This window comes from Glycomyces xiaoerkulensis (assembly GCF_002798405.1).
GTDB lineage: Bacteria > Actinomycetota > Actinomycetes > Mycobacteriales > Micromonosporaceae > Glycomyces > Glycomyces xiaoerkulensis.
This window is the reverse complement of sequence record NZ_PGGV01000029.1, coordinates 405,430-426,907: the sequence shown is the minus strand read 5'-3', so window position 1 is coordinate 426,907 and position 21,478 is coordinate 405,430. Positions and strand designations below refer to the sequence as shown.

Here is a 21,478-nt window from a genome sequence, read left to right as displayed (position 1 = left end):
CTCAGGGCGCACCTTCAGCTTAATTCGGCCCGGCGACAGATTCGGTACAGTTTTCGGCGCGAACCGGTATCGCTTTGGCGCATAAGGCATTCAAGGCGGCGCGCTCGTTGACCCATCGGTGAATGTACGGCCACAGGTCCTCCGGGTGGGCCACCGAGACGTCGGCCTGCGGCCAGGCGCGCCCGAAGTGGTCGATGTAGGCGGTCGCGCATCCGCGCTCGGCGGCCGGGGCCAGGTCGTTGCGGGGGATGTCGCCGATGCTCAGCAGCGTCGACGGGTCGCGGTCCTTCAGCAGCCGGTCGATGACCTCGCCGAGTCCGTCGGGCTTGGCCGCGTCGCCGACGACTTCGTCGAACAATCCGGCCAGGCCCAGGCGTTCGAGCGCGGGCTCCAGGCTGGCGGCGGGTGCGTTGGTGACCAGGACGACCTCCACGTCCCGCGGCAGGGCCCAGATCAGTTCGCGCAGCCCGGAGGGGGCCCAGATCTGGAACTCGCCCTCGGCCATCCTGGCGCGGGTGGCCTCGTAGGCGGCCTGCCGGACCGGGTCGGGGACGCCGTACTCAACCGACAGGCGGCGCACCGCGTTGTCCGGATCGTAGGCGTCGAAGGTGGAGGCGGTGGTGGGCTTGCCCTTGCAGAAGGCCTCGTGCGCGGCGAGGAACGCCCGCCGGTCGTCCTCCGGGAGTTCGGAGGCGACCAGGCGGGCGTAATGTCCGGCGTGCTCCCAACCGAGTCGCACGGTGCCGTCGTAGTCGAAGAGCAAGGTCGCATTGTGGTTCACGTGCGGACACGCTACAGGCGTCGGGGCCGCTGCCTAGGGGAAGGGGACGACATTCACTTGAAACCGTGCTCCTCGGCCGGGAACGTACCGGCGCGGACCTCGTCGGCGTAGGACTTGGCCGCGTCCTCCAGGACGGAGGCGACGTCGGCGAAGCGCTTGACGAACCGGGGCGACCTGCCGCGCCGCAGCCCGGCCATGTCCTGCCAGACCAGGACCTGGGCGTCGGTGCCGCCTCCGGCCCCGATGCCGACGGTGGGGATCGGCAACTGCTTGGTGATCTCGGCGGCGACGGCCGCGGTCACCATCTCCAGGACCACCGCGAAGGCGCCGGCCTCGGCGACGGCGTGCGCGTCGGCCTCGACCTCGGCGGCCTGGGCGTCGCGGCCCTGGACCCGGTAGCCGCCGACGGCGTGCTCGCTCTGGGGGGTGAACCCCACGTGGCCCATCACCGGGATGCCGGCGTCGACGAGGGCCTTGATCTGGTCGGCCATGCGGCGCCCGCCTTCGAGCTTGACCGCATGGGCGCCGACCTTCATGAACCGGACGGCGGTCTCCAGCGCCTGCGCCGGTCCGGCCTCATAGGACCCGAACGGCATGTCGGCGATCACCAGCGACCGGCGGGTGGAACGGGCGACGGCCGCCACCAGCGGGACCATCTCGTCGACGGTGACCGGGATGGTGGTCTCGTAGCCGTAGACGTTGTTGGCGGCGGAGTCGCCGACCAGCAGGGCCGGGATGCCGGCCTCGTCGAACAGCGACGCGGTGTAGGTGTCGTAGGAAGTGAGCATCGCCCACTTCTCGCCGCGCTCCTTGGCGTCGACGAGGTGGCGGGCCCGGACTCGCTTGACGGTCTTGCCCGGCCCGTACAAGCTCGGGATCTCGTCTGAGGAAGTGGCTTGAGACATCTTCGTGCTCCTTGTGGTTCCTCGGGGCCGGATCTCCCCGGTCCCCGGGCTTACCCGAACGAGGCTAGCGCTCGTCGATGTCCCAGAGTCTGGACGCGAACCGAGTGTGACGAACTCCCTTCTCATCTCCCCCGGAACTTGTTCGTGATCGGCAGGCGGCGGTCGCGCCCGAAGGACTTGACCGAGATCTTGGTGCCCGGAGCGGTCTGGCGGCGCTTGTACTCGGCCCCGTCGACCAGGTTCGTCACCCGCTCGACGACGTCCTCGGGGTAGCCGGCGCCGATCAGGTCCTCGCGTCCGGCGTCGCCGTCGACGTAGGCGGCCAGGATCGCGTCCAGGACCGCGTAGTCGGGCAGGGAGTCCGAATCGCGCTGGTCGGGCCGCAGCTCGGCGCTGGGGGCCTTGACCACGATGTTCTCGGGTACCGGCGCGGGCTCGCCCTGCCGCCGGGCCAACTCGTTGCGCCAATTCACCAGCTCGTAGACGAGGGTCTTGGGCACGTCCTTGATCGGGGCGAAGCCGCCGACCGAGTCGCCGTAGATCGTGGAGTAGCCCACGGCGTACTCGCTCTTGTTGCCCGGGGCCAGCACCAGGTGGCCGTGCTGGTTGGACAGGGCCATCACGACCGCGCCCCGCACCCGCGCCTGGAGGTTCTCCAGCGCCAGCCCGGAGATCGACAGGTCGGTCAGGTAGCTGTCGACGATGTGCTGGATCGGCTCGACCGAGTAGTTCAGGCCGCAGCGGCGGGCCAGCTCGGCGGCGTCGTCGAGCGAGTGCTGCGAGGAGAACTGGCTGGGCATCGAGACGGCGTGGACGTTCTCCGGGCCGATCGCGTCGGCCGCGAGCGCGGCGGTCAGGGCCGAGTCGATCCCGCCCGAGAGCCCGAAGACGACCGATTTGAAGCCGTTCTTGCGCACGTAGTCGCCCAGGCCCAGGGTGAGGGCCTGCCAGGCCTCCTCGAGGCGGTCGAGCGGGCGGGCCGCCGAGCGCTCGACCGCCGGCCGGGGCGCCGGCTGCTGCTCGGACAGGAGGTGGTGGCTCACGCTCATGTCGGTGGTGGTCTGGTTGGCCAGGTCGCGGTCGCCGTGCCCGGGAGTCAGGTCCAGGTCGGCGATGAACAGCTCGGGCGCGAACCGGCGGGCCGAGGCGATGACCTCGCGGTCGGTGCCGACGATCGTCGAGCCGCCGTCGAATACCAGTTCGTCCTGTCCGCCGACGGTGTTGAGGTAGGCGATCGGGACGTCATTGTCGGCGGCGCGGCGCAGCAGCAGCTCCAGGCGCTGCTCGTGTTTGCCCTGCTCGTAGGGGGAGGCGTTGATGTTGACCACGAGTCCGGCGCCGGCCTCGCCGGCGGCGCGGAACGGGACGCCCGCCTGCCAGAGGTCTTCGCAGATGGTGAAGGCCACGTCCACTCCGGCGATGCGGGCGAGGTGCAGTTCGTGGCCGGAGACGAAGTACCGGTCCTCATCGAATACTCCGTAGTTCGGAAGGTGGTGTTTGTAGTAGCGGAACAGGACCTTGCCATCCTGGATCAGCGCCAGCGCATTTCGGATGCCGTGCCCGTGCCGGTTGTGGACGGGCCCGTCGGCGTCGAGGTAGCCGACCGCGACCGGCAGGCCGCCGTTGCCGTCGGCCTCGAGCTCGGCGGCGAGCCGCTCGAGACGCTCGCGGCTGGCCTCGATGAAGGAGTGACGCAGCGCGAGATCCTCCACCGGGTAGCCGGTGAGGGCCTGCTCGCCGGTGGCCAGCAGGTGAGCTCCGGCGGCCGAAGCGGCGGAGGCGGCCTCCCGGATGAGCGAGGCGTTGGCGTCGAGGTCGCCTACGACCGGGTTGTCCTGGGCGAGTGCGATACGGAGTGTCGGCATGTACCCATTGTTCCCTGTGGGACCGGCTCGCGTCATCTGAGCAGGAGGATGACGCTCAGGACGAAGCCGTAGAGGACTATGCCGATACGCAGGGGCCGGTCGGGGATCCGCACGAACAGGCGGGCGCCGACGTAGCCGCCGAAGAAGGTGGCCGGGACCAGCACGGCGATCGCCCACCAGGCGATGTCGGCGAAGATGCCGTAGACGACGGTGGTGACCACGCCGACGATGAAGGTCATGGCGTTCTTGAGCGCCCCGACCCGGCTCAGCGCCTCGGGCAGGCACATGGAGATGAAGGCGATGAGGACCAGGCCGAGCGCGGCGTTGAAGTAGGCGCCGTAGAGGCAGCCGAATCCGACTCCGAGGTGCAGGGCGATCGGGTGGAGCGCGCGGCCGCCGTTGAGGGCCATGACGCGGCGGTTGATCCACGGGCCGACCGCGACCAGGGCGGTGGCGACGAACACGAGGAGCGGCACCAGGTCTTCGAAGAGGTGGTGCGGGGTGTTGAGCAGCAGGATCGTTCCGGCCAGCCCGGCGGTGAAGGCGGTGGGGACGAGGCCGAGGACGCGCCGTCGCTGGCCGCGCAGGCCCTGGCGGGAGCCGATCGCGGCGGCGGTGTAGGCCGGGGCGACGGCGATGGCGTTCGTGGCGTTGGCGTGGAGCGGCACGACGCCGACCGCGAGCAGGGCGGGGTAGGTCAGCAGCGAGCCGCCGCCCGCGACGGCGTTGAGCGCGCCCGCGCCGACGCCCGCCAGCAGCAGCAGGAGGACCTCGAGGACAGTCATGGCGCCGACAGCGTACGCTTGAGCGTTGGGACGAGTCGGCCAGGCGGCCGCGTCAGTGACGGGTTCGTCGCTGCCGAGGAACGTCCGGACTCCACAGGGCAGGGTGGTTGCCAACGGCAACCCGGGGCGACCCGCGGGAAAGTGCCACAGAAAGCAGACCGCCGACCCCGGTCGGTAAGGGTGAAACGGTGGTGTAAGAGACCACCAGCGCCGCCGGTGACGGCGGCGGCTCGGTAAACCCCACCCGGAGCAAGGTCAAGAGGGGCCGCGAGGTCCTGCGCGAGGGTCCGAGGGCTGCCCGCCCGAATCCTTCGCGGGTAGACCGCTCGAGCGCGTCGGCGACGGCGCGCCTAGATGGATGGCCGCCCGAGACAGAATCCGGCGTACCGGCCGACTCGTCCCACACTCTCAACGCAGAGAAGGGCGCCTAGCTGCATAAATGCTGCTAGACACCCTCCTTATTGGTCTTGAACTTGCCTCTCGGGGCGCGCCTGGGGCGCTAAGCCTCCCAAGCCTCATCGAGAATCTGACGGGCACGGGGCCGACTGTTGGGCATCAAATGGCCGTAGACGCGCAGTGTGAAACCCGGGTCCTTGTGCCCAAGGAAGTCGGCCAGGGCGCGGACGTTCCCGCTGTGCTCCAGATACGCGGCTGCGAAGTAGTGCCGCCACGAGTGCGTACCGGTGTCCTGCTCCGGCTCGAAGGCCGTATTCGAGATCCCTCGCTTCCACCCGCCCGGTTCGCTCATGAACGTGCTTCGGTGGATCGGGTTTCGACGTATGTTGGTGAAGACCAGCTTCACCGAGACCGGTTCCCCGTCCGGTTCCAGCCACGGCAGCGTCACCGACACGGGCGGGAACCGCTCCATGTGGTCGCGAAGGGCCCTGGCGGTGAACCTGGGAAGCGGTACCGTCCGTACCGAGTTGCGTTTCGGTGGTGCGAATACCCGCTTACTGCCGACCAGCTTCACCTGGCGTCGAATGTCGATCTCTTCGTTAGCCCAGTCGATGTCATCGACGCCGATGCCGAAGACTTCGCCGATCCGGTGCCCGCACCCGGCTCCGACCGGAACCATCGCCCGATAGCGGGGCGCAAGGTTGGCATGGACGGAGTCGAGTTGAGCTCGCGTCCACGGCTTGATCCTGCGCTGTACCGGCCGCGGCTTTTGAAGACTTTTCGCCTGACACGGGTTGGTGCGGATCAGCCGATCGTCCACGGCCGCCTCGAACATCGAGTTCACATAGACGAAGAGCACCGACTTGGCCGCCTCACCCAATCCCAACTCACCGAGCCATGTGCGGATCGTGCTCGGCGCGACCGTCTCCACGGGCCGACCGGTGAAGTACGGGATCACGTGCTTATTCATCGACTGCTTGACCTTCTCCTTGGTGGAGGGGTCACCGCCGAGCCCCACAAGCCACTGCTCGGCGAAGGCGCCGACATCAGTCTTGCCGGCGTCCGGGTCGATGTAGCTGCCGGTTTTCAGGTCCTGCTTGACCTGGTCGATCTTGTCGACGGCGTCGCCCTTCTTTTCGAACGACGCTGAGCGCCACTTCCCGGTCGGGTCGGTCCAACGAGCTCGGTACCGATTCCCCGCGCCGTAGCGTCGGGTCTTGATCCGCTTCCGCTTCCCGTCCTCGTAGACGACCTTCCACCAGCGATCCTCGATATAGGCACGCATCAGGCGACCTCTCCCCCGCATTGCTCAACCCACCGTTTGACGTGTCCCGGGTGGTAGCGGAGGTGACGTCCCATCTTCGCCGCCTTCGGCCCGACCTTGCGCTTTCGCCAGGTTCGGAGGGTCTCCACTGGAAAACCGAGGTATGCGGCGGTCTCTTCGATGGTCCAGAGTCGTTCCATCAGCGCACCTCCACCCGTCGCAGGAGGCGGCCGTATGCCTGTACCTGCCCGGTGTCCCGGTGTTTGGTGGCCTGGACTTCGAGGCGCCAGGACTCGAGGGCGGCTTCGTCGAGTGCTGCGAGGGCGTCGACGACGTCGGCCCTAGTGCCGGTGAGTCGGATCTGCACGGCCGGACGGTCAGGATTGCGTGCGCGCATGGTGCATCCCCTTCTTTGTATCCTTTTTGGTCAGTTTTTGTTGAAGCATGGTTTCGGCGATACCGGCCGCGAGCTCACGTTCGGCGGCGGAGGCGTGCCCGAAGCCGACCGCTTCCCAGTCGTTGACCACGACCACGTCGGACTCGGCGACTTCGAGCTCGGCGAGGATTTCGGCCAGGCGGTAGCGGGCGCGGATCGAGCGCAGCTCGCCGAGAGTGGTCGACCAGCGGCGGGATTTGGTGAGGAAGTGGCCGCGGAAGCCGAGCATGTGCGCCCACCGGCGGAGGTTCAGGCCCTCGTATCGGTCCAGGCCGCCCAGGTGCCAGGCGGTGCGCATCATCGCCCGGTGATGGTCCGACACCGGTAGCAGGTCGATCTGCTCGAGCGAGCAGACGCGGCGGTCGGGACCGTCATGGGCGCCGGTGGACTTGGTGGCGTACTTGGCGACGTAGGAGGCCACCCGGTCGGAGGCGACCCGTTCCGACTCGTGCTCCTGGTCGGCCTGGTCGGCTCGACCGGCGATATCGCGCACATCGAGTTGCGCCCCGAACCCGAGCTCGAGAACCGACCCGTCCGGGCGGACGGTAGCGACGGTGACCGCATCGGCGGCGGCCCGGATAGCAGCCGCAAGCGTGTCCTTGCTGGCCCACCCCGGCGGAGCGGTGGCCGGGCCGTCGGCGCCGTCGAGGCGGATCGCGGCGTGGAAGTGGACCAGACCGCGCCGCTGGTACTCGGCGACCTTGGCATACGACAGCCGAACCGCCCGGTTCAGCTCGGCGACCTTCACCCCGCCCAGCCGCGCCAGCTCGCGGCGCAAGGCGATGGTGAACCGGTGCCATAGTTCCCCGGCGTGAGCCTGCCACAGCACCGCCGCCTCATAGTCGTAGGCGTCGGGCTCGACCGCCTGCCCGAGCCGGGAGTCGTGCTCGGAGTGCCAGGACCCGCAGGCGCACGGCCGCCGCAGCCGCCCAGTGGGGCCGACGATGCGGGAGTGGACCGGGCCGAAGCTCGGCGGGGTGAGGGTGACGAACCACCGCGGCCGGTCGGCGACGGCGGCGTCAACGTCCTTGGTGTCGTCGCCGGAGAGACCGGCGCGGATGAGGTGGAAGGCATCATCGGCATACCAGGCCGAACAGGAGGCGCAGAGTTGTTCGCGACGGGTTCCGCAGGGGACCCAGACCGAGCCGCCGGTGGCCCGCAGGACCTCGCCGGTGTGCTTGCGGCGGATGGTCGAGGAGCCGCGCAGCTTGACCGGCGCCGCACAGCCGTGCGTGGACTTGACCTTTTCCCGCCAGAGAGCGAAGCCGGGTCTGGAGGCGAACTCGCTCAACGCCCGGTCGAGATCGGCAGTAGTCGGCATCGGTCACCTTCCTTTCGTGGTGGAGACACAGCAAGCCCGGACCAGCAGATACAGCCGGTCCGGGCGCAGACAGTCGTGATTCGGTTGTGTCGTGTCGGTTTAGCCGGGGTGCTCAGCGATCTCCACGATCAGGGACGCGGCCTGGTCGACGGCGTCGGGACCGGCCGGGTAAGGGACTCGGATCGTTCGGTTCCGAGCGGGGTCAGGGTGCTCGTAGTTCAGGATCAGGTGTGCAAACCGGATGGTGACGGAGGTGATGGGCGCGTCCGATCCGGCTTCCTCAATGCATTCGATGTGCCTGTAGGCTTTGCCGCCGTTGGCTTCGACGGCGTCGGCGAGCAGGTTGTACATCTCGCCTTGCAAGACGATGTACGGCATGATGATTCCTTCCAGCATGTGGCGACGACAAGCGCTCGGGCCAGCGATGAAGCCGGTCCGAGCGGAAGTCCTTTCAGGATCAAGGCGGCCGAATCGATCGGTGATCGTCGGCGCCGCTCGTTAGCAGCCGCGGTTGTCGTTGACAGCGATGATCTGATCGGCAACGGTCGGCCAGTCCAACGGCCATTCAGGCTGGCCGAGGTCGTTGAGCGGGAGGTCGATAGCGACCTCATCGCGTTCGGGCATCAGGGTGACCATGACCGCTCGGCCGTGGTCGAAGTGCACCTTGGTGAACCGTGTGCCGTCTTCCTCCCAGTTCTCGGCGCATTCGTCGTCGAGGATCAGTCGGGCGCCTTTGATTTGGAGCCAGTCGCCGACGATGCGGACGAACAGGGAGTCCCCGGTCATGTAGATGGGGATCATGTCCGGCTCCCTTCGGCCCACGGGTAGGGGTCGTCGCGCATCTGGCGGTCAAGCCAGTCCCCGACATCGGACATGAACTGTTCGGAGTCGAACTCCTCGCCGGAGATGTAGTCGCTGTAGGTGAACTCGGTGCGGTGGCCTTTGTAGTTCAGCCGCATCGAGCCGCGGCCGTTGTTGCCCTCGATCCACAGATCGGGCGGCCACGGGTCGCCGGTGTTGCCCTTGACGGTGGTCCAGTCGACGGCGTCGCCGGTGGCTTGTTCGACGCGGTCCATGAACAGGTACCAGTTGAGACCGGTCATGAGCCCGTACATCTTGTGGCGCATTGGTTTCCCCTCGCTTGATGGTTCGGTAGAGACAAGAGGCCCGGATCGAACGGTTCGTGTCCGATCCGGGCCAGTAGTGCGCGGTATGTGGTGTGTGCTGGGGCCGGTCAGGCGCGAGCGTGAGCGGCGGCGAAGTAGCGAGCGGCTTGTTCGGCCATGCCGGTCGGCAGCTTGACCACCTGCTGGATTTCGCCGGCGGTGATAGCCCGACCGGTCTCGGCGACTTCGGCGGCCTTGGTCTCGATCGACCGCATCAGTTGCGGCGGGAGTTTCGGCGGCCGGACGTCGGCCGGCGGAGTCGGCTCGCTGGCAGTCGCTTCGGAGGCGACCGGCGGCAGGGTCGGTGAGACCGGCGCCGGTCCCGCTTCCTGGCCCGGCTCGGTTGCCAAGCCCGCCACCGTGTCGGGCACCGACGACTCCGGCCGGTCCGGTGTGGCGTCTGCCTGCTTGATCTCGGCTAGGAGCCGGTCACGGGCGGTGGTGAACCGCTCCTGAATGACCGGCATGACTTCGGCCAGGCAGAACACCAGGGCCGGGATGATCAGGTGCAGCGCGACGAACACCCCGCCCTTGGCGAGCCCGGCAAGGAGGTTCATCACCAGCGTGGAGCCGAGCAGCAGGTACTTAGTGGCCCGCACCCAGCCCGACCCGACCGCTACCCCGCGGGTGGCCATGATCGTCTCCCACCGCAGCAGCGTGATCAGCAGCCCGGCGAAGGTCGGCTCCACGGCCCAGCCGCCCCACCACATCGGATCAGCCACGGTCAGCCCGGCGGCGATGTAGTCATGGACGCCGGTGGTCGTGAACGCCAGCCCGACCGCCAGCAGCAGCCACATCGCCCGCGTGATCGAGCCGCGCATCCGGTCCAGCTCCACGACCTTCAGATACGGGTCATCGGCGATGGCCTGGACCTGGCGCGCCTGCCCGACCTTCCGCCGGAGCTTGACCACCTTCCGCGCCTCCCGACCACCGCCCTTCTCCTCAGCTTCAGTGTTGGCGCCCACGGCGATCACCTCCTTTCGATTCGTTGATGGTCAGGCGACCAGGCGCAGGCCCGGCGACTGCTCAGAGTCGGGACCGGGGCCGGTGTTGACGAAGTCGACCAGGCGCTTGATGTCGGCGTCCGAGGAGTAAGCAGCGCGGACGCGGACTGGAACGCGGGTGCGTTCGACGACCTTGAACCCGATACCGGCCGACTCGGGGACAGCCGGGATTTCATCAGCAATCGCGCCACGGGTGCGCATCCCGTCGCCCAGCACCATTTCGGGGTGAGCGGCACTGGTGACCCGCAGGCAGACCCGCAGGGTGAACAGCTCACGGCAGGAGACGACATCCTTGGTCGGCTCCTGCACATACCCGTGCATCGCGTGCCCGGTCGCCAGCCCCTGGGAGCCGATCAGATCGAGCGTGGTCCGGACGGTCCGGATGTGCTTGCGGTCGTCGTCGCTACCGGACCCGTAGGCCAGCAGCGCCCCCAGCTCGTCAGCGATCAGCAGGTTCAGCGGCGTCTGGACGCTCGGAGTGAACTTCCGCAACCCCTGGTCCTGCAAGAGCGCCTGCACGCGTTGCTGGTCGTTGAGGAACTCGCGGCAGACGTCGGCGCATTCGGCCAGCCCCGCCCCGTACCGGTGAGCCAGCCCCCGCCCGACCGACAGCTCGGTCTGCTTGGGATCCAGCAGCCACACCCGGACCAGACCGGCCCGGATCGCCGGAGCCAGCGACCCCAGCAGCGCCCAGGTGACCGAGTTCTTGCCCGACCGGGAGGCCCCGGCAACCAAGAAGTGGTTGTCGAGGACCGATTCGCGCCACTGGCGCCCGAACTCGTCCCTCCCCAGATACACCGAGGCCAAGTCCACCGACTCCAGGTCATCGACCAGCTCCGGGGCCGGGATCGGATCGGTGAACGGCTCGGTGCGCTGCACGATCAGCGCCACCACCCGCGGCTTGACCTTCTCAATGGAGACCCGCTCGGCATTGAACGCCACCGCCAGAGCCTCCAACGTGTCGCTCCACTGCCGGTGGGTCTGGCCCTTGAGGAGCTTGACCCACACCGTTTCCACATGCCGGTTGTGGGCCCGCACCCGCAGCACCCGCGGCACCAGCAGCTCACCGGTATCCGGATGCTGGCGAGCCAGCCCGACCTCGCGCATGTTCCGACGCCAACCCAGGCCCGCATAGGTCCACGACCAGCGGCGGCGCACCGTCCGCAGCGGCGGCAGCACGTACCGGTCGAAGCTGTTGGGGTGCGCCCGCGCCCACGCCAGAGCCCCGGCGATACCGCCACCGGCCACGACCGCGGCGACTTCGGGCGCCGAGGCCGCCGCAACCCCAACGGCCGGAGTCCCCAGCGACAGGCCCGGATGCCGCGCCGCCCAACCGGCCGCCTTCCATTCCAGACCGACTTTCCGTTTCGAATGGCCCTGGTTTTCGGGCATGACGAATACCTCCCGTCATTGACGGATACGAATAGATGATGATCAGTAAGATGTGCCTGCTTCCCGGCAGACATGACCGCTCCCCAACCCCGGCAACGGGTTTGAGGAGGATCAGACCAGCCGGACCGGCCTCACAGTTGGTACTTGACCTCTTCGAGCAGCACCGTCAGGTGCGCCACCTCCTGAGCGGCGGCATTGTGCGCCCGATTGAACCCGAACTCCCGGTCCGGGATCCCCTTCATCGCCTTGCGCACTTCCTTCATCGCGATGTTGACCGAGTCGATCACGTCATCAACCAGGCGAGCAGTGGGCATCGCCACGGAATATCTCCTTCCTGTCGGGGAGCGGCTAAACCTGCCACTCCCAGGACTTGAGCTTCGCTTCGTTCCTCCGCGCCTTCGCGACCAGCGCATTCAGCGACTCATACAGATCGTTCAAGGCGCCCTTGAGCTCCTCGGGCTCGACGTGCATGAAGCCCCGCCCGACCGGCCGGGTCGAGGCCGCGGCGGTGTACATGCCCACGACCACCTCGGCCTCCTCGATCGCGAGACCCAGGCCGTCGAGCGAGCTCATGAAGTGCTCATACTTCCGCCGCGACCGCTCATTGGCCTTGAACCAATCGATCTTGTCCACAATGCTCCCTTCTTGATTCGGTATGTTCGACGTGGCCGCCATGCCTGGTGACCACTCACCCCTACCGATCCCCGTCACGCGGCAAGGGCAAGAAGCAATCAGGCATTGCTAGAGATTCCAGTACCGGAACAGCCGCCGGCACTCACGACGGATCAGCGCCAGGTTCAGCAGCAGCGAGCAGCCCAGCACCAGCCACACCCACCAGTAGTCCCCCATCCGGTACACCTCCTTCCTTGTCTCCCAGGGCGATCACATCGAGCGGCCCCAGGCCAGATTGGGTATGTCGTCGGCCTCGGACCGGTCGAGGTAGCCCCAGACGGTGAACCGCTGGCCGAAGGCCCAGCAGTCGGCCTGCACCATCACCTCCGAGCCGCCAACCGCCTCGGCCTCCACCGACCCATCGCCGCAGGCATCGGCCCACCCGGTCACCCCCGGCCGGACCATCGAGGTCAACCGGCCTCGCGGGCACCCGTAGTGCCAACGCCACTCCCACGGCAGTTCCAAGCCGGGGCACGCCTCGGCGAAGAACGCGTTCAACTGGTAGGTAGCGAACGGGCCGTCCCGGTCGGGCCGGTCAGACTCCCGCTCGATCAGCCCGGCAAGCCGCGCCTCCAGACTCACCGCCGCGGTGCCGGTATCGGTCACGGTGGCGCCCACCGCTACACCTCCTTTCGATCAATCAACGCCCCAACCAGGGTTGAGGCAGAAGAACGCCCCGGCCTCGTGCTCATCGGCCCAGCACGAGAGCCCCACGCGGTAGCCGGCAAGAGCGACCTCGCAGAACAGGACCACCTCCGGCGGCCGGGCGAACTCCACCTCGGCCTCGACCTCGAAGACCTCGCACCACTCGGCGAAGGCCCGCACCGCCCCATAGCCCTCGAACACGCCCCGCAACCGGCTCCCAGCGACCCAGCGAGGCTGGACCAGCCCGGCAGGCACTACCGGTGTCAGCGCCTGCCGGAACAACCCGTCCACCGCATCGATGTCGCCATCGGCGGCGACTGCTGCGACCTGTTCGGCGGTGATCACGATGCTTCGGCCTCGCGTTGCCGCAGATCGAAGTCACCGTCGACGCCGCGATGCTCGCAGTGCGCCATGACTTTCCGCACCGCCGTGCCCCAGCCGAGCGACGGCAGCTCCCCCAGTTCGCGGCACGATTCACACAGCGTCAGGCACAACAGCCCCACCGGTGACTCGAATTCGACGATCAGGAGATACCCGTCGTCCTCGCAGGACTCGCATTCCTCTTCGCCCGGGCACCGGTCGATCCCGTGATCGATCATCACGCCACCTGCCCAAGGTGCGTCCGATGCGCGTTGACACACGCCGCAGCAGCGAACACCCCGATCGGTGGGAGGTCCCCACGCTCGGCGCAACCGCCGCAGACCGTTTCGCAGGCGGTCCCGAAGTCCGTGCCGACCTCAACGACCACCAGATGCCGCCGGCGGCCACAGGCGCCGCACTCGCTGCCCTTGGGACAGAACCGGGTTCGAGACCTAGCCATGCTCGGCCTCCTCGGTCGCGGTGAACGGGAACGACTCAACGATCTCGACCCAGCCATCCGGCAGCCAGCACTTCACGACTCCGACTTGCCGGTCACCCTCAGCCGAGAGCATCACCCCGCAATCGAGCGCCGCAGCGACATCGATCAGGTCCAAAACCGTCGCGATGCCCTCGCAGTCGGCCATCCAGAACCCGGGGCGCCGCTCCCAAACCTCGTCGACAGTGACCCCGTCAGGCAGCCGCACAGCCAACCCAGCGGCGATCCGCCCAGGCAGCTCCTCAGCGCTGATCGATCCTGCCAAATACTCTGACAATGTCAGCGACTTCGAATAGTCCATGCACTTTCCTTTCCGGAGACCCACGCACCGGACCTCGATGCGCACAAACCCCCACCGCCACAGCAACGCAGCAGCGCAGAAATGAACCCATCGAGCGGCACAAGGGAACCGGAACTGTCAGGCGAGCGACACCACAGCGACGCCCGATCGCTTAGGCTCCCAACACATGACAGACGAAACGCAACATCCGACCGACCAAGTAGACGACCGCAGCGACGAACTCGCTAGCGCACTTGCTGCCCACGCCGACGAACTCGCACGAGCCAGAAGCGACATCCAGCAACTGCACGAGGCGATCGGTCACCTTCGCGACGACATCGCCGAGATGCAACGCAAACTGCCTGACCACTAAGCCGGTCAGGGCCGGCCGGAGAGATCACACTCCCCGACCGACCCACGACGGCACCGCTACTGGCCGGCATCCGTCGACTCGATGAGTCGGAATCCCAGGTCCTTCGCCTCGCGCCGGACGCGGTTCACGAGCTTCTCGAGGTCGCCCGCGTCCATGTACAGACGACTCAGGTCGTCCACGAACTCCCGCAGCTTCCGCGCCTCCAGCTCATCAGCAATCTTGGCGTTGTAGTCCTCGCGCAACTCTTCTCTCTTTCCGGTGACCCGCACATCGACTCTCGATGCGCACAAACCCCCACGGGGAGTCCAGCTCCTTCCTGTTGTGCCCGTAGAGGAATGAACCCATCGACCACGACAGCCAGTGTCGCTTATGGTCGGCAGGTCAGCCCGGAAAAAGGCAATCTCAAACACCCTGTGCAATTCGTCGAACAACACACCAGCGAACGCAACGCGCAGACTTATGCAATCCACCCGTGCCGAATCACCGGCCCAGCACCCCGGCCGGACTCAAACCGGCCGTCCCGTCAAACACCGGAAGCAGGGCCACCCAGCAGCGCCAGCCGCTAGCCCTTCGGCGCCGGCACCAGCCCCTCAGCGTGAAACTTCTGATTGATGAACCGGTTGCCCTCGGGGTTCGTGAAGTCCGAAACCGACACGGTCGGGCGATCGAGCTGGATGTACATACCCTCGTCGAACTCCTGCTCGGCAGGCTCGCGAGTGAACTCCACCTTGATCTCCTCGCCTTTGGGCCGCTTGCCGTTGGCGAACGTCTGCCGCGACTTCGCGAACACGCTCACCACGTACACCGGCTTATCCGTGCCGTACTCGGTCGCCACCTGGGTCTGACCGTTCTTGTCGGTGAACGACTTCAGCTCCGGAGCCTCAGAGATCATCAGCGTGTAGCCGCTCAGATCGATCGGCAGCTTCTGCAGCATCGAGAACACCTCTTTCCGAGTCCCCCACCAAGACCTTCCTGGTGAAGCAAGCTGGCTTGCCTGGCTAGCCATGCTCGATATCTCGATGGTACACACACCTGGCTAGCCATGCAAGGCCCTGGCAGAGATTTTCTGTCCTGGCTAGCCATGTAGTAGAGTAGGGGCATGAACAGCCTCGACTACCTGCCCAAACTCAACGCTGAGAGCAGCTACAGCGCATCCGTACAGATCGCGAATCACATTCGCGCAGCCATCAAGACAGGGAAGCTCACTCCTGGCCAGGAGCTACCGTCCAACCAGCAACTTCAAGATCACTACGGAGTAGTTCGCGAGACCGTCAAGCGAGCGGTCACGAAGCTCTCGCAAGACGGCCTCCTAGTAACGCAGCAGGGAAAGAAGCCGCGGGTTCGCTCCAAGGTTCACCGAGCGATCGAGCTTCGCCCCCACGTTTCCGCCGCCTTCGAAGAGGTCAACGTCAGCATTGATTTTGCGGGGTTCTCTGGCGAAACGCTCCAAGGCGCGACAGCGGAAGCGTTCGACCGTATCCGTCTCGGAGAACTCTCGCCAGAGACCATCACAATTCGTGCAATCGTGTCGGACATGACAAAGCCCCTTGCCCTTCCAAGACCGATCAATGATGAAACCGATTCCGAAACTGTTCGCCGTAGAATGACCCGAATCACCGACCAGGCTCTAGACCAGATAGCCAACGAGGTCCACGAACTTCAAGAAATGGACTTCATCAAGTCTGGAACTCTTGAGGCTCGAATGCTCGGAATTGCACCCACTTTTAAGATGTTCGTACTGAACGAAACAGAAGTGTTCTTTGGGTTCTATCCGATCGTTCAACATTCAGTTAAAATCAATGGCGAATCTGCTGAGATTTTTGACCCTATGGGCAAAGATGCGCATCTTTCGCACTTCTCAAGCCGAGACAGTTCGACTCAACAAGGCATTCAGTTTCTTGATTCGGCCAGAGCTTGGTTTGACTCCGCATGGACAACCATTGCAACGGAACGTAGAATCGACTTATGATCTATACGGACCTATCAGCCGTCATTCTCGACTTCGATGGACCGGTCTGCAGTGTCTTCTCTGGCTATAACGCCGACCTCGTGGCACGTGAACTCACAGCGACGATTCGCCTTAGCGACGTCGCTGTATCGCAAGAGATTGGCGATCTGACCGACCCGATGGAAGTGCTGCGTGTGGCCTACTCCAGGCTTCCAGAGGACACCTCACAGACAATCGAAGACCAACTCTGCCAAGCAGAGCTAAAGGCGATCTCTACCGCGACTTCCACGCCAGGAACCAATAGCCTACTTGCTGATCTCACTCAGAGTGGTACACGTATCGCGATCGCGAGCAACAATTCGGCCGAGGCGATCGAATACTATCTAGAAATTCAAGGAATATCCCAGTTCGTTTCCACAACTGTTGGCCGTCCTTATCGCCGTCCCGATCTTATGAAGCCGAATCCACAAGTCGTCAATACAGCGCTAGAAAGCCTTGGAATCAAGGCAACAGCCGCTCTATTCGTGGGTGATTCCCCGTCAGACGTGAGTGCTGGAAAAGCAGCGAACATCAGGACCATCGGATATGCAAATAGGCCAGGTAAGCGAAAGGCTCTGACAGCGGCTGGGGCTTCATCTGTGATCGGCCACATGACAGACCTTCGATACATCCTTGGGGAAAGGTTAATACACTATCCGGCGAAGATGTCATTAATTGCGTTACGCACGCGATCCATAGTCGCACCCGCGACCAACCCGATAGGATCGCCACTCACATTGACCTGTGCCAGTCGTCCTATATCAGCCGTACCACCGAGCGGATCAGCCTCAGATAGGGCCACCAGGTACGGCGGAGCGTCCATAGTCTTACGCCGCAGTGGAACCACCCACGGCATTCCCACCGCGTTATGAGCATCCGAGCTCACTACAAGCACCCGGTACCGGTGTCCCCTCAGCTCATGGTCGTAGAACTCGCCCTGCCTTACCACTCAGCACCAGCCAGACGATCCGAAGACACATGCTCGGCATCCCAAGCCGACATGTCCGAATCATCTGCATCAAACTCGGCATACCGCCGGGCCGCCTCCTCGAAGGTGGCACTCCGGATCGTGCGAGCAACCCAGGCTGACATGCTCATACCCGCGGCAGCCGCCTGTTGCTTCGCCATATCGATTATCGCTGATTCCAGCGAGACTGTGACGTTTCCTGTACTCATACCTGTGATTCTAGCCGTGATACCTCATTGACGCCAGCCTCAAACTCGTCACAGTCTGAATCCCATCGCCCCGCCTGCAAGACTCAGGACCCGTCTCAGTACCAACCCATAGCCCGTATCCCCTTGCAGCCGTCCGGCTTCGGCATAGCTCGTGTTCAAACTTTCTATACATCATCAAGGGCGCGCTTCGCGCGCCTGGCGCGCGCCGCTCGGCCGGGCGTGCGGCTGGCGCCGGTCCCGTCCGGCGGCGGCGCCAGCGGGAGCAGTGCGCGCTGAACCGAAGCCGAGCACGACGACCGACACCACTACAGGTGGGCGCAGGGGCGCCAAGGCAGCGACAACGAGGAGACCGCAGCGGCCGGCACACGTCGATCCGTCCGGCGACGTGGAGGCCGGCGGGGGACTCCGGGCAGCGTCGAGCCCGAGACCGACACGAACGGCGTCCGGGACCCCGGTGAGCCAGCAGACCGGCGGGCACCTTCACCAGCGCCCGAGCGGATCCAGGTAACCGCCGCCGACTCCGTCGTCGGACTCAGACAAGGTGACACCGCCGTTGACTTCACCCATATCGAGGCTCTGGAGGACCCCCCCTACATGGATCCCCCTGACGAGCGGTGCGCGACAATGGCCAAACCGATCGAGAGGAGACCCTTGTGGAGAGATCAGATCAGGTTGCCAAGGCACGCCAGATTATCGCGGAGATGAAGGACGACCCCCGGATTAACCATCCCAAGGACCAGCGAATGCACGCTAAGGAGGACTGCGTGCGAATCGAGGTCCCTGGACTGGTGGATATCCGGTATGTGGGGCATAACGGAGAGAATACCTTCATAACGGTCGTTCCCAAGCAAGAGTAGAGTTCTCACCTTGGCATTGTGCGCGGGCTGTCTTGGCAGCACTTTCTGAGACAGCCCCGCCTGGCACCAGCACACCCCATGGGGGCGCGTTCGGGGCGCAGGGGCGCGCTGGGGGCGCTCCAGAGCGACTTATGCTGACCAACAACGACTGACAACGACTGTTCGAATTACCAGGTCAACTGCCATCCGCCCTCGATGAGCTGGAGTCGGAGAAGTTCCGCGAACCTATCCGGCGTACCGGCCGACTCGTCCCCCATGTTCGAACGCCGCAGGGGCGGTTGCCCGCACACACCGGCAGCATTCCTCCGATTCGGATATGAGCTTGCCTTTCGGGGCGCGCCGGGGCGCCGTTGGTCCGGAACGCCCAGGTCGGGTGTCCGGGTTCCATTCTGGCTGAGCCGCACGGATGTAAGCGAGTTCGGGGTGGCCGAGGAAGCGTTCGACCGTCGCGGGGAGGTTCTGGAGCCGGCGCAGCGCACCGAGCGGGGACCGCTTGCGATCGGGGGAACGGGTTCGGCCCTCCGTTGCTCGACCGCCTGGGCGTCCTGCCGGTCCGAACAAGAGGGTCCGATCGGGCGGGCGCGGGATGCCTTCTCGATGGTCCGGCTTCAGCACCACGATGATCCGGGCGGCCCCTGCTGCCTACTTCGTCAGGCGCCCCGGCCCTTCGCGCGGTCAAGGAACTTGAGCAAGCCCTGCGTCAACCGGTCAGGTAGCGCTCGGCCAGACCCCAGCGTCGAAGCTGCTCGACCTGGAGCCGGGTCCACGGCGACAGGTCCGAGTCGGCGCGCCTCGCACGGGCGACGTACTCGGACCAGTCGATCCAGGCGAACCGGGAGACCTCCTCGGGGGCCGGTGCGGGGTCGCCGTCGATGCGGCACAGGTAGACCGGGCAGATCTCGTTCTCGACCACTCCGTTCGACTCCGCCCGGTACCGGAATGTGGGCAGCGCGCACACCAGCGTCCGGGCCTCGACGTCCAGTTCCGAGCGCAGGCGCCGTGCGATGGCCGATTCCATGAACTCGCCGGGGCCGGGGTGCCCGCAGCAGGTGTTCGTCCAGACTCCGGGGAAGGCTCGCTTGGCGGACGACCGCCGGGTGACCAGGAGACGTCCCTCGGCGTCGAATCCGTAGCAGGAGAACGCGAGATGCAGCGGCGTCTCCGGCCCGTGCACACGGTCCTTGCGCTCGCGACCGATCGGCGTGCCGTCGTCGCCGAGCAGCACGACCGCTTCGGCCGCATCGCCCACGAATCCTCCCGTGATCGACAGGTCACCGATGGTATCGCAGTGCCCGGGGCTCCGCATCACCAGCATGGGCCGCGAATCGAAGAAGGAGCGAGCCGAGCCTCCGCACATCCCCGGACGTGCTCCGCTTCGCGATCGAATCGATGGTCTGATATGCGGCGAATTTGCGTTATGATGTATATGTCAGATATTCAATCTTTGGTGTTCATGGCAGGCGGTGGTCGAGTTGCGGCACTCGATGGAAGGCGTCCATCCGACTCCACGGCTCGAGCTCGGATTCGGCGCCCGAAGCGCCGTCTCAGCGTCGGCGCCGGTCACATGACCACTCGCGACTCACCGCCCGAGCTGGCCGACGCGTACGAGGTCATCGGTCGGTTCAGCAGCACCTGGTACGAATCGATCCTGCAGTTGCCTCCGGGGCTAGACCGCGCGGTGTCCTCGACCTACCTGCTGCTCCGAGCGATCGACGAGGTCGAAGACCATCCGCGGCTGTCCGTCGAAACGCGGGTACGACTGCTGCGGGGCATCAGCGGGGTACTGCAGGAGCAGCGGCGAGAGCCCGACTTTTCCGTTCCCCTGCACGGTTGCGAGGGGCGACTGCCTGATGTCAGTCTGAGGATCGGCGACTGGATGGAGCTGTCGCCGGTGGACATCGCGCCGCGGATCCAGGAGACGGCCGCGACGATGGCCGAGCGGATGGCCTCGTGGGCGGCGGACGGATGGCCGGTCCGAACCCAGGCCGACTTCGAACGCTATGCCTACGCCGTCATCGGGACGGTGGTACTGCTGCTGTGCGATCTGTGGACGTGGTTCGACGGCACGCCGGTGGATCGCAGTCTCGGTATCGGTTACGCCCGTGCGCTCCAAGCGCTCAATGTCTACGGCGACCGGGAGGAGGACCTCGCGCGAGGCGTGGATCTGTGGCCGGACGGGTGGACCGAAGCCGACATGCGCCGGTACGCTCAGCGGCAGCTATCGCTGGGAGAGCGGTTCGTGGACTCGCTTCCCCGGCACTGCCCCGGCCGCGACTTCTGCCACGGCATTCTGAACAAGGCCCGTTCGGTGCTACCGCCGTCGGCCGAGGTGGCTCGGACATGACGCGCCGAAGCGAGCTGGGCGACCTGTGGGATCCGATCACCGAGCTGGTCACGCGCGCGCTGGGAGGCAACACCCACTTCGGTTACTGGATCGAACCGGCCGGCTCCGAGCCCATAGGTGCGGCCACGGACCGCCTGACCGACCTCGTCGCCGGGCGCCTGGCCGCCACTCGGGGAGCGCGGATAGTCGACATCGGGTGCGGCAGCGGCAGACCGGCGAGGCGCATCTCCGCGGCCGGCGGCGCCCGCGTCGCCGGAGTCACGGCCAGCCTCGCCCAATTCACGGCGGCCCGGACGCCGGCCGCTCGGGAGGGACAGGTCACCTTCCATCACGGTCCGGTCGATCAGCTCTGCTTCCCCGATGGGACCTTCGACGGGGCATACGCCGTCGACACACTCCTCTACGAAGCCGACCGCGCCGGGACCGTCGCCGAGATCGCCAGAGTCCTGCGGCCGGGGGGCCGACTCGTCATCGCCGATATCTGCATGCGTGGACCACTTCATGACCGGGTCCTCGCAACGGCGACGGCACTTGAGCGGACGTTCGGGCTCTCGCGCGTGCCCGACATGCAGTGCTTCCGCGGATACCTAGAGGACGCGGGCATGAGCGTGATCGGGAGCGACGACATCGGCCGCGGCGTTCGGCCCACCTACGACGTTCTCGCCGCAGCGCTGCGAAACGTCGAGGGTTTCCCGGCGGAGGCGACCGACCGCCTGGCGGCCGCCGCCGACACCGTCGAAGCGTTCGGTGCGCAGCCGGAGACCGGCTATGTGCTCATGACCGCAGAACGCCCCGACCTCGACCGATCGGGAACCTGAACGAGCCCTGCCGGCAACGGCCGCGGTTCCTCCAGCTCACCGGCGCGGGTTCGACGGCACCGCTGTGGGATGCGACCAGCGCACTGCCGCCCTCGGGCGCGGACCCAGAGCGTCGGATATCCGACACGTCGTCGCGACGTTTGGACGCGGCCGTG

General features: G+C 66.1%; 29 protein-coding genes, 1 other RNA gene and 1 pseudogene. 7 read left to right on the top strand and 24 right to left on the bottom strand.

Features of this window, described 5'->3' with window-relative positions; all coding sequences use genetic code 11:
* Positions 1-19: 19 nt before the first annotated feature.
* From CUT39_RS12625 to CUT39_RS12610, 4 genes are all read right to left on the bottom strand, one after another.
* Positions 20-763: an HAD family hydrolase gene (locus CUT39_RS12625; RefSeq protein ID WP_198587085.1), complete on the bottom strand. Its 744-nt coding sequence runs from the start codon at positions 761-763 to the stop codon at positions 20-22.
* Between the two features lie 71 nt (positions 764-834).
* Positions 835-1,686 (bottom strand): 3-methyl-2-oxobutanoate hydroxymethyltransferase, encoded by an 852-nt coding sequence (panB, locus tag CUT39_RS12620; RefSeq protein ID WP_100447043.1) that lies wholly within the window; start codon positions 1,684-1,686, stop codon positions 835-837.
* A gap of 122 nt (positions 1,687-1,808) precedes the next feature.
* Positions 1,809-3,551 carry an NAD+ synthase gene (locus CUT39_RS12615; protein WP_100447041.1) on the bottom strand — a complete coding sequence of 581 codons (1,743 nt, stop codon included), beginning with the start codon at positions 3,549-3,551 and terminating at the stop codon, positions 1,809-1,811.
* A 32-nt stretch (positions 3,552-3,583) separates the two neighbouring features.
* Positions 3,584-4,336 (bottom strand): sulfite exporter TauE/SafE family protein, encoded by a 753-nt coding sequence (locus CUT39_RS12610; protein ID WP_100447039.1) that lies wholly within the window; start codon positions 4,334-4,336, stop codon positions 3,584-3,586.
* 31 nt (positions 4,337-4,367) lie between these two features.
* Here CUT39_RS12610 and rnpB point away from each other — a divergent pair.
* Positions 4,368-4,738: RNase P RNA component class A (gene rnpB, locus CUT39_RS12605), an RNA gene on the top strand.
* A gap of 97 nt (positions 4,739-4,835) precedes the next feature.
* On the opposite strand, the gene CUT39_RS12600 is transcribed toward rnpB, so the two are convergent.
* From CUT39_RS12600 to CUT39_RS12535, 15 genes are all read right to left on the bottom strand, one after another.
* The gene (locus CUT39_RS12600; protein ID WP_157930663.1) at positions 4,836-6,017 is read right to left on the bottom strand and encodes a site-specific integrase; all 1,182 of its coding nucleotides are present in this window, start codon (positions 6,015-6,017) and stop codon (positions 4,836-4,838) included.
* Positions 6,017-6,196 (bottom strand): helix-turn-helix domain-containing protein, encoded by a 180-nt coding sequence (locus tag CUT39_RS21825; protein WP_100447035.1) that lies wholly within the window; start codon positions 6,194-6,196, stop codon positions 6,017-6,019. Before CUT39_RS21825 ends, CUT39_RS12600 begins: the two co-directional genes overlap by 1 nt.
* Positions 6,196-6,363 (bottom strand): hypothetical protein, encoded by a 168-nt coding sequence (locus CUT39_RS12590; protein WP_157930662.1) that lies wholly within the window; start codon positions 6,361-6,363, stop codon positions 6,196-6,198. Before CUT39_RS12590 ends, CUT39_RS21825 begins: the two co-directional genes overlap by 1 nt.
* A gap of 10 nt (positions 6,364-6,373) precedes the next feature.
* Positions 6,374-7,753 carry a replication initiator gene (locus tag CUT39_RS12585; RefSeq protein WP_198587084.1) on the bottom strand — a complete coding sequence of 460 codons (1,380 nt, stop codon included), beginning with the start codon at positions 7,751-7,753 and terminating at the stop codon, positions 6,374-6,376.
* 99 nt (positions 7,754-7,852) lie between these two features.
* Positions 7,853-8,131, bottom strand: coding sequence for a hypothetical protein (locus tag CUT39_RS12580; RefSeq protein WP_157930661.1), 279 nt, complete (start codon positions 8,129-8,131; stop codon positions 7,853-7,855).
* Positions 8,132-8,251: 120 nt separating this feature from the next.
* Positions 8,252-8,554, bottom strand: a complete 303-nt coding sequence (locus CUT39_RS12575; protein ID WP_100447028.1) for a hypothetical protein — start codon at positions 8,552-8,554, stop codon at positions 8,252-8,254.
* A complete protein-coding gene (locus tag CUT39_RS12570) occupies positions 8,551-8,880 on the bottom strand; it encodes a hypothetical protein (protein ID WP_100447026.1) in 330 nt (109 codons plus the stop codon). Before CUT39_RS12570 ends, CUT39_RS12575 begins: the two co-directional genes overlap by 4 nt.
* A 107-nt stretch (positions 8,881-8,987) precedes the next feature.
* Positions 8,988-9,884: a hypothetical protein gene (locus CUT39_RS12565; protein ID WP_100447132.1), complete on the bottom strand. Its 897-nt coding sequence runs from the start codon at positions 9,882-9,884 to the stop codon at positions 8,988-8,990.
* A gap of 30 nt (positions 9,885-9,914) precedes the next feature.
* Positions 9,915-11,315, bottom strand: coding sequence for an FtsK/SpoIIIE domain-containing protein (locus CUT39_RS12560; RefSeq protein WP_100447024.1), 1,401 nt, complete (start codon positions 11,313-11,315; stop codon positions 9,915-9,917).
* 131 nt (positions 11,316-11,446) lie between these two features.
* Entirely contained in the window at positions 11,447-11,635 is a 189-nt protein-coding gene (locus CUT39_RS20370) for a hypothetical protein (RefSeq protein WP_157930660.1), read from the bottom strand.
* Between the two features lie 28 nt (positions 11,636-11,663).
* Complete coding sequence (locus tag CUT39_RS12555; protein ID WP_100447022.1) at positions 11,664-11,948, bottom strand: hypothetical protein; 285 nt, start codon at positions 11,946-11,948, stop codon at positions 11,664-11,666.
* Positions 11,949-12,197: 249 nt separating this feature from the next.
* Positions 12,198-12,605, bottom strand: coding sequence for an acylphosphatase (locus tag CUT39_RS12550; RefSeq protein WP_100447020.1), 408 nt, complete (start codon positions 12,603-12,605; stop codon positions 12,198-12,200).
* An 18-nt stretch (positions 12,606-12,623) separates the two neighbouring features.
* Positions 12,624-12,977 (bottom strand): hypothetical protein, encoded by a 354-nt coding sequence (locus CUT39_RS12545; RefSeq protein WP_100447018.1) that lies wholly within the window; start codon positions 12,975-12,977, stop codon positions 12,624-12,626.
* The gene (locus tag CUT39_RS12540; RefSeq protein WP_100447016.1) at positions 12,974-13,231 is read right to left on the bottom strand and encodes a hypothetical protein; all 258 of its coding nucleotides are present in this window, start codon (positions 13,229-13,231) and stop codon (positions 12,974-12,976) included. The genes CUT39_RS12545 and CUT39_RS12540 overlap by 4 nt, the downstream gene beginning before the upstream one ends.
* A gap of 213 nt (positions 13,232-13,444) precedes the next feature.
* On the bottom strand, positions 13,445-13,789 hold the full coding sequence (locus CUT39_RS12535) for a hypothetical protein (protein ID WP_100447014.1): 345 nt from the start codon (positions 13,787-13,789) through the stop codon (positions 13,445-13,447).
* A gap of 166 nt (positions 13,790-13,955) precedes the next feature.
* Between CUT39_RS12535 and CUT39_RS20365 the strand changes: the two genes are divergently transcribed.
* Positions 13,956-14,141 (top strand): hypothetical protein, encoded by a 186-nt coding sequence (locus CUT39_RS20365; protein ID WP_157930659.1) that lies wholly within the window; start codon positions 13,956-13,958, stop codon positions 14,139-14,141.
* 56 nt (positions 14,142-14,197) lie between these two features.
* Here CUT39_RS20365 and CUT39_RS12525 read toward each other — a convergent pair whose 3' ends face one another.
* Positions 14,198-14,383 carry a hypothetical protein gene (locus tag CUT39_RS12525; RefSeq protein WP_157930658.1) on the bottom strand — a complete coding sequence of 62 codons (186 nt, stop codon included), beginning with the start codon at positions 14,381-14,383 and terminating at the stop codon, positions 14,198-14,200.
* A 320-nt stretch (positions 14,384-14,703) separates the two neighbouring features.
* Positions 14,704-15,075 (bottom strand): hypothetical protein, encoded by a 372-nt coding sequence (locus CUT39_RS12520; protein WP_157930657.1) that lies wholly within the window; start codon positions 15,073-15,075, stop codon positions 14,704-14,706.
* A gap of 165 nt (positions 15,076-15,240) precedes the next feature.
* Between CUT39_RS12520 and CUT39_RS12515 the strand changes: the two genes are divergently transcribed.
* Positions 15,241-16,110 (top strand): winged helix-turn-helix domain-containing protein, encoded by an 870-nt coding sequence (locus tag CUT39_RS12515; protein ID WP_100447006.1) that lies wholly within the window; start codon positions 15,241-15,243, stop codon positions 16,108-16,110.
* Positions 16,107-16,670 (top strand): annotated as a pseudogene (locus CUT39_RS21820) (HAD family hydrolase); the annotation flags it as partial. The gene CUT39_RS12515 and the pseudogene CUT39_RS21820, both read left to right, overlap by 4 nt.
* 110 nt (positions 16,671-16,780) lie before the next feature.
* Here CUT39_RS21820 and CUT39_RS21815 read toward each other — a convergent pair.
* Both CUT39_RS21815 and CUT39_RS12505 read right to left on the bottom strand, forming a co-directional pair.
* Positions 16,781-17,014 (bottom strand): hypothetical protein, encoded by a 234-nt coding sequence (locus tag CUT39_RS21815; protein ID WP_408611142.1) that lies wholly within the window; start codon positions 17,012-17,014, stop codon positions 16,781-16,783.
* Between the two features lie 56 nt (positions 17,015-17,070).
* Positions 17,071-17,304, bottom strand: coding sequence for a hypothetical protein (locus CUT39_RS12505; RefSeq protein ID WP_157930656.1), 234 nt, complete (start codon positions 17,302-17,304; stop codon positions 17,071-17,073).
* Positions 17,305-17,957: 653 nt separating this feature from the next.
* On the opposite strand from CUT39_RS12505, the gene CUT39_RS12500 reads away from it, so the two are divergent.
* Positions 17,958-18,161: a hypothetical protein gene (locus CUT39_RS12500; RefSeq protein WP_157930655.1), complete on the top strand. Its 204-nt coding sequence runs from the start codon at positions 17,958-17,960 to the stop codon at positions 18,159-18,161.
* Between the two features lie 700 nt (positions 18,162-18,861).
* On the opposite strand, the gene idi is transcribed toward CUT39_RS12500, so the two are convergent.
* Entirely contained in the window at positions 18,862-19,476 is a 615-nt protein-coding gene (gene idi, locus CUT39_RS12495) for an isopentenyl-diphosphate Delta-isomerase (protein WP_198587083.1), read from the bottom strand.
* Between the two features lie 138 nt (positions 19,477-19,614).
* Here idi and CUT39_RS12490 point away from each other — a divergent pair, with 138 nt between their 5' ends.
* Together CUT39_RS12490 and CUT39_RS12485 are read left to right on the top strand one after the other, a co-directional pair.
* Complete coding sequence (locus tag CUT39_RS12490; RefSeq protein ID WP_232805738.1) at positions 19,615-20,505, top strand: squalene/phytoene synthase family protein; 891 nt, start codon at positions 19,615-19,617, stop codon at positions 20,503-20,505.
* Positions 20,502-21,323: a class I SAM-dependent methyltransferase gene (locus CUT39_RS12485; RefSeq protein WP_100446998.1), complete on the top strand. Its 822-nt coding sequence runs from the start codon at positions 20,502-20,504 to the stop codon at positions 21,321-21,323. The genes CUT39_RS12490 and CUT39_RS12485 overlap by 4 nt, the downstream gene beginning before the upstream one ends.
* Positions 21,324-21,478: the final 155 nt, after the last annotated feature.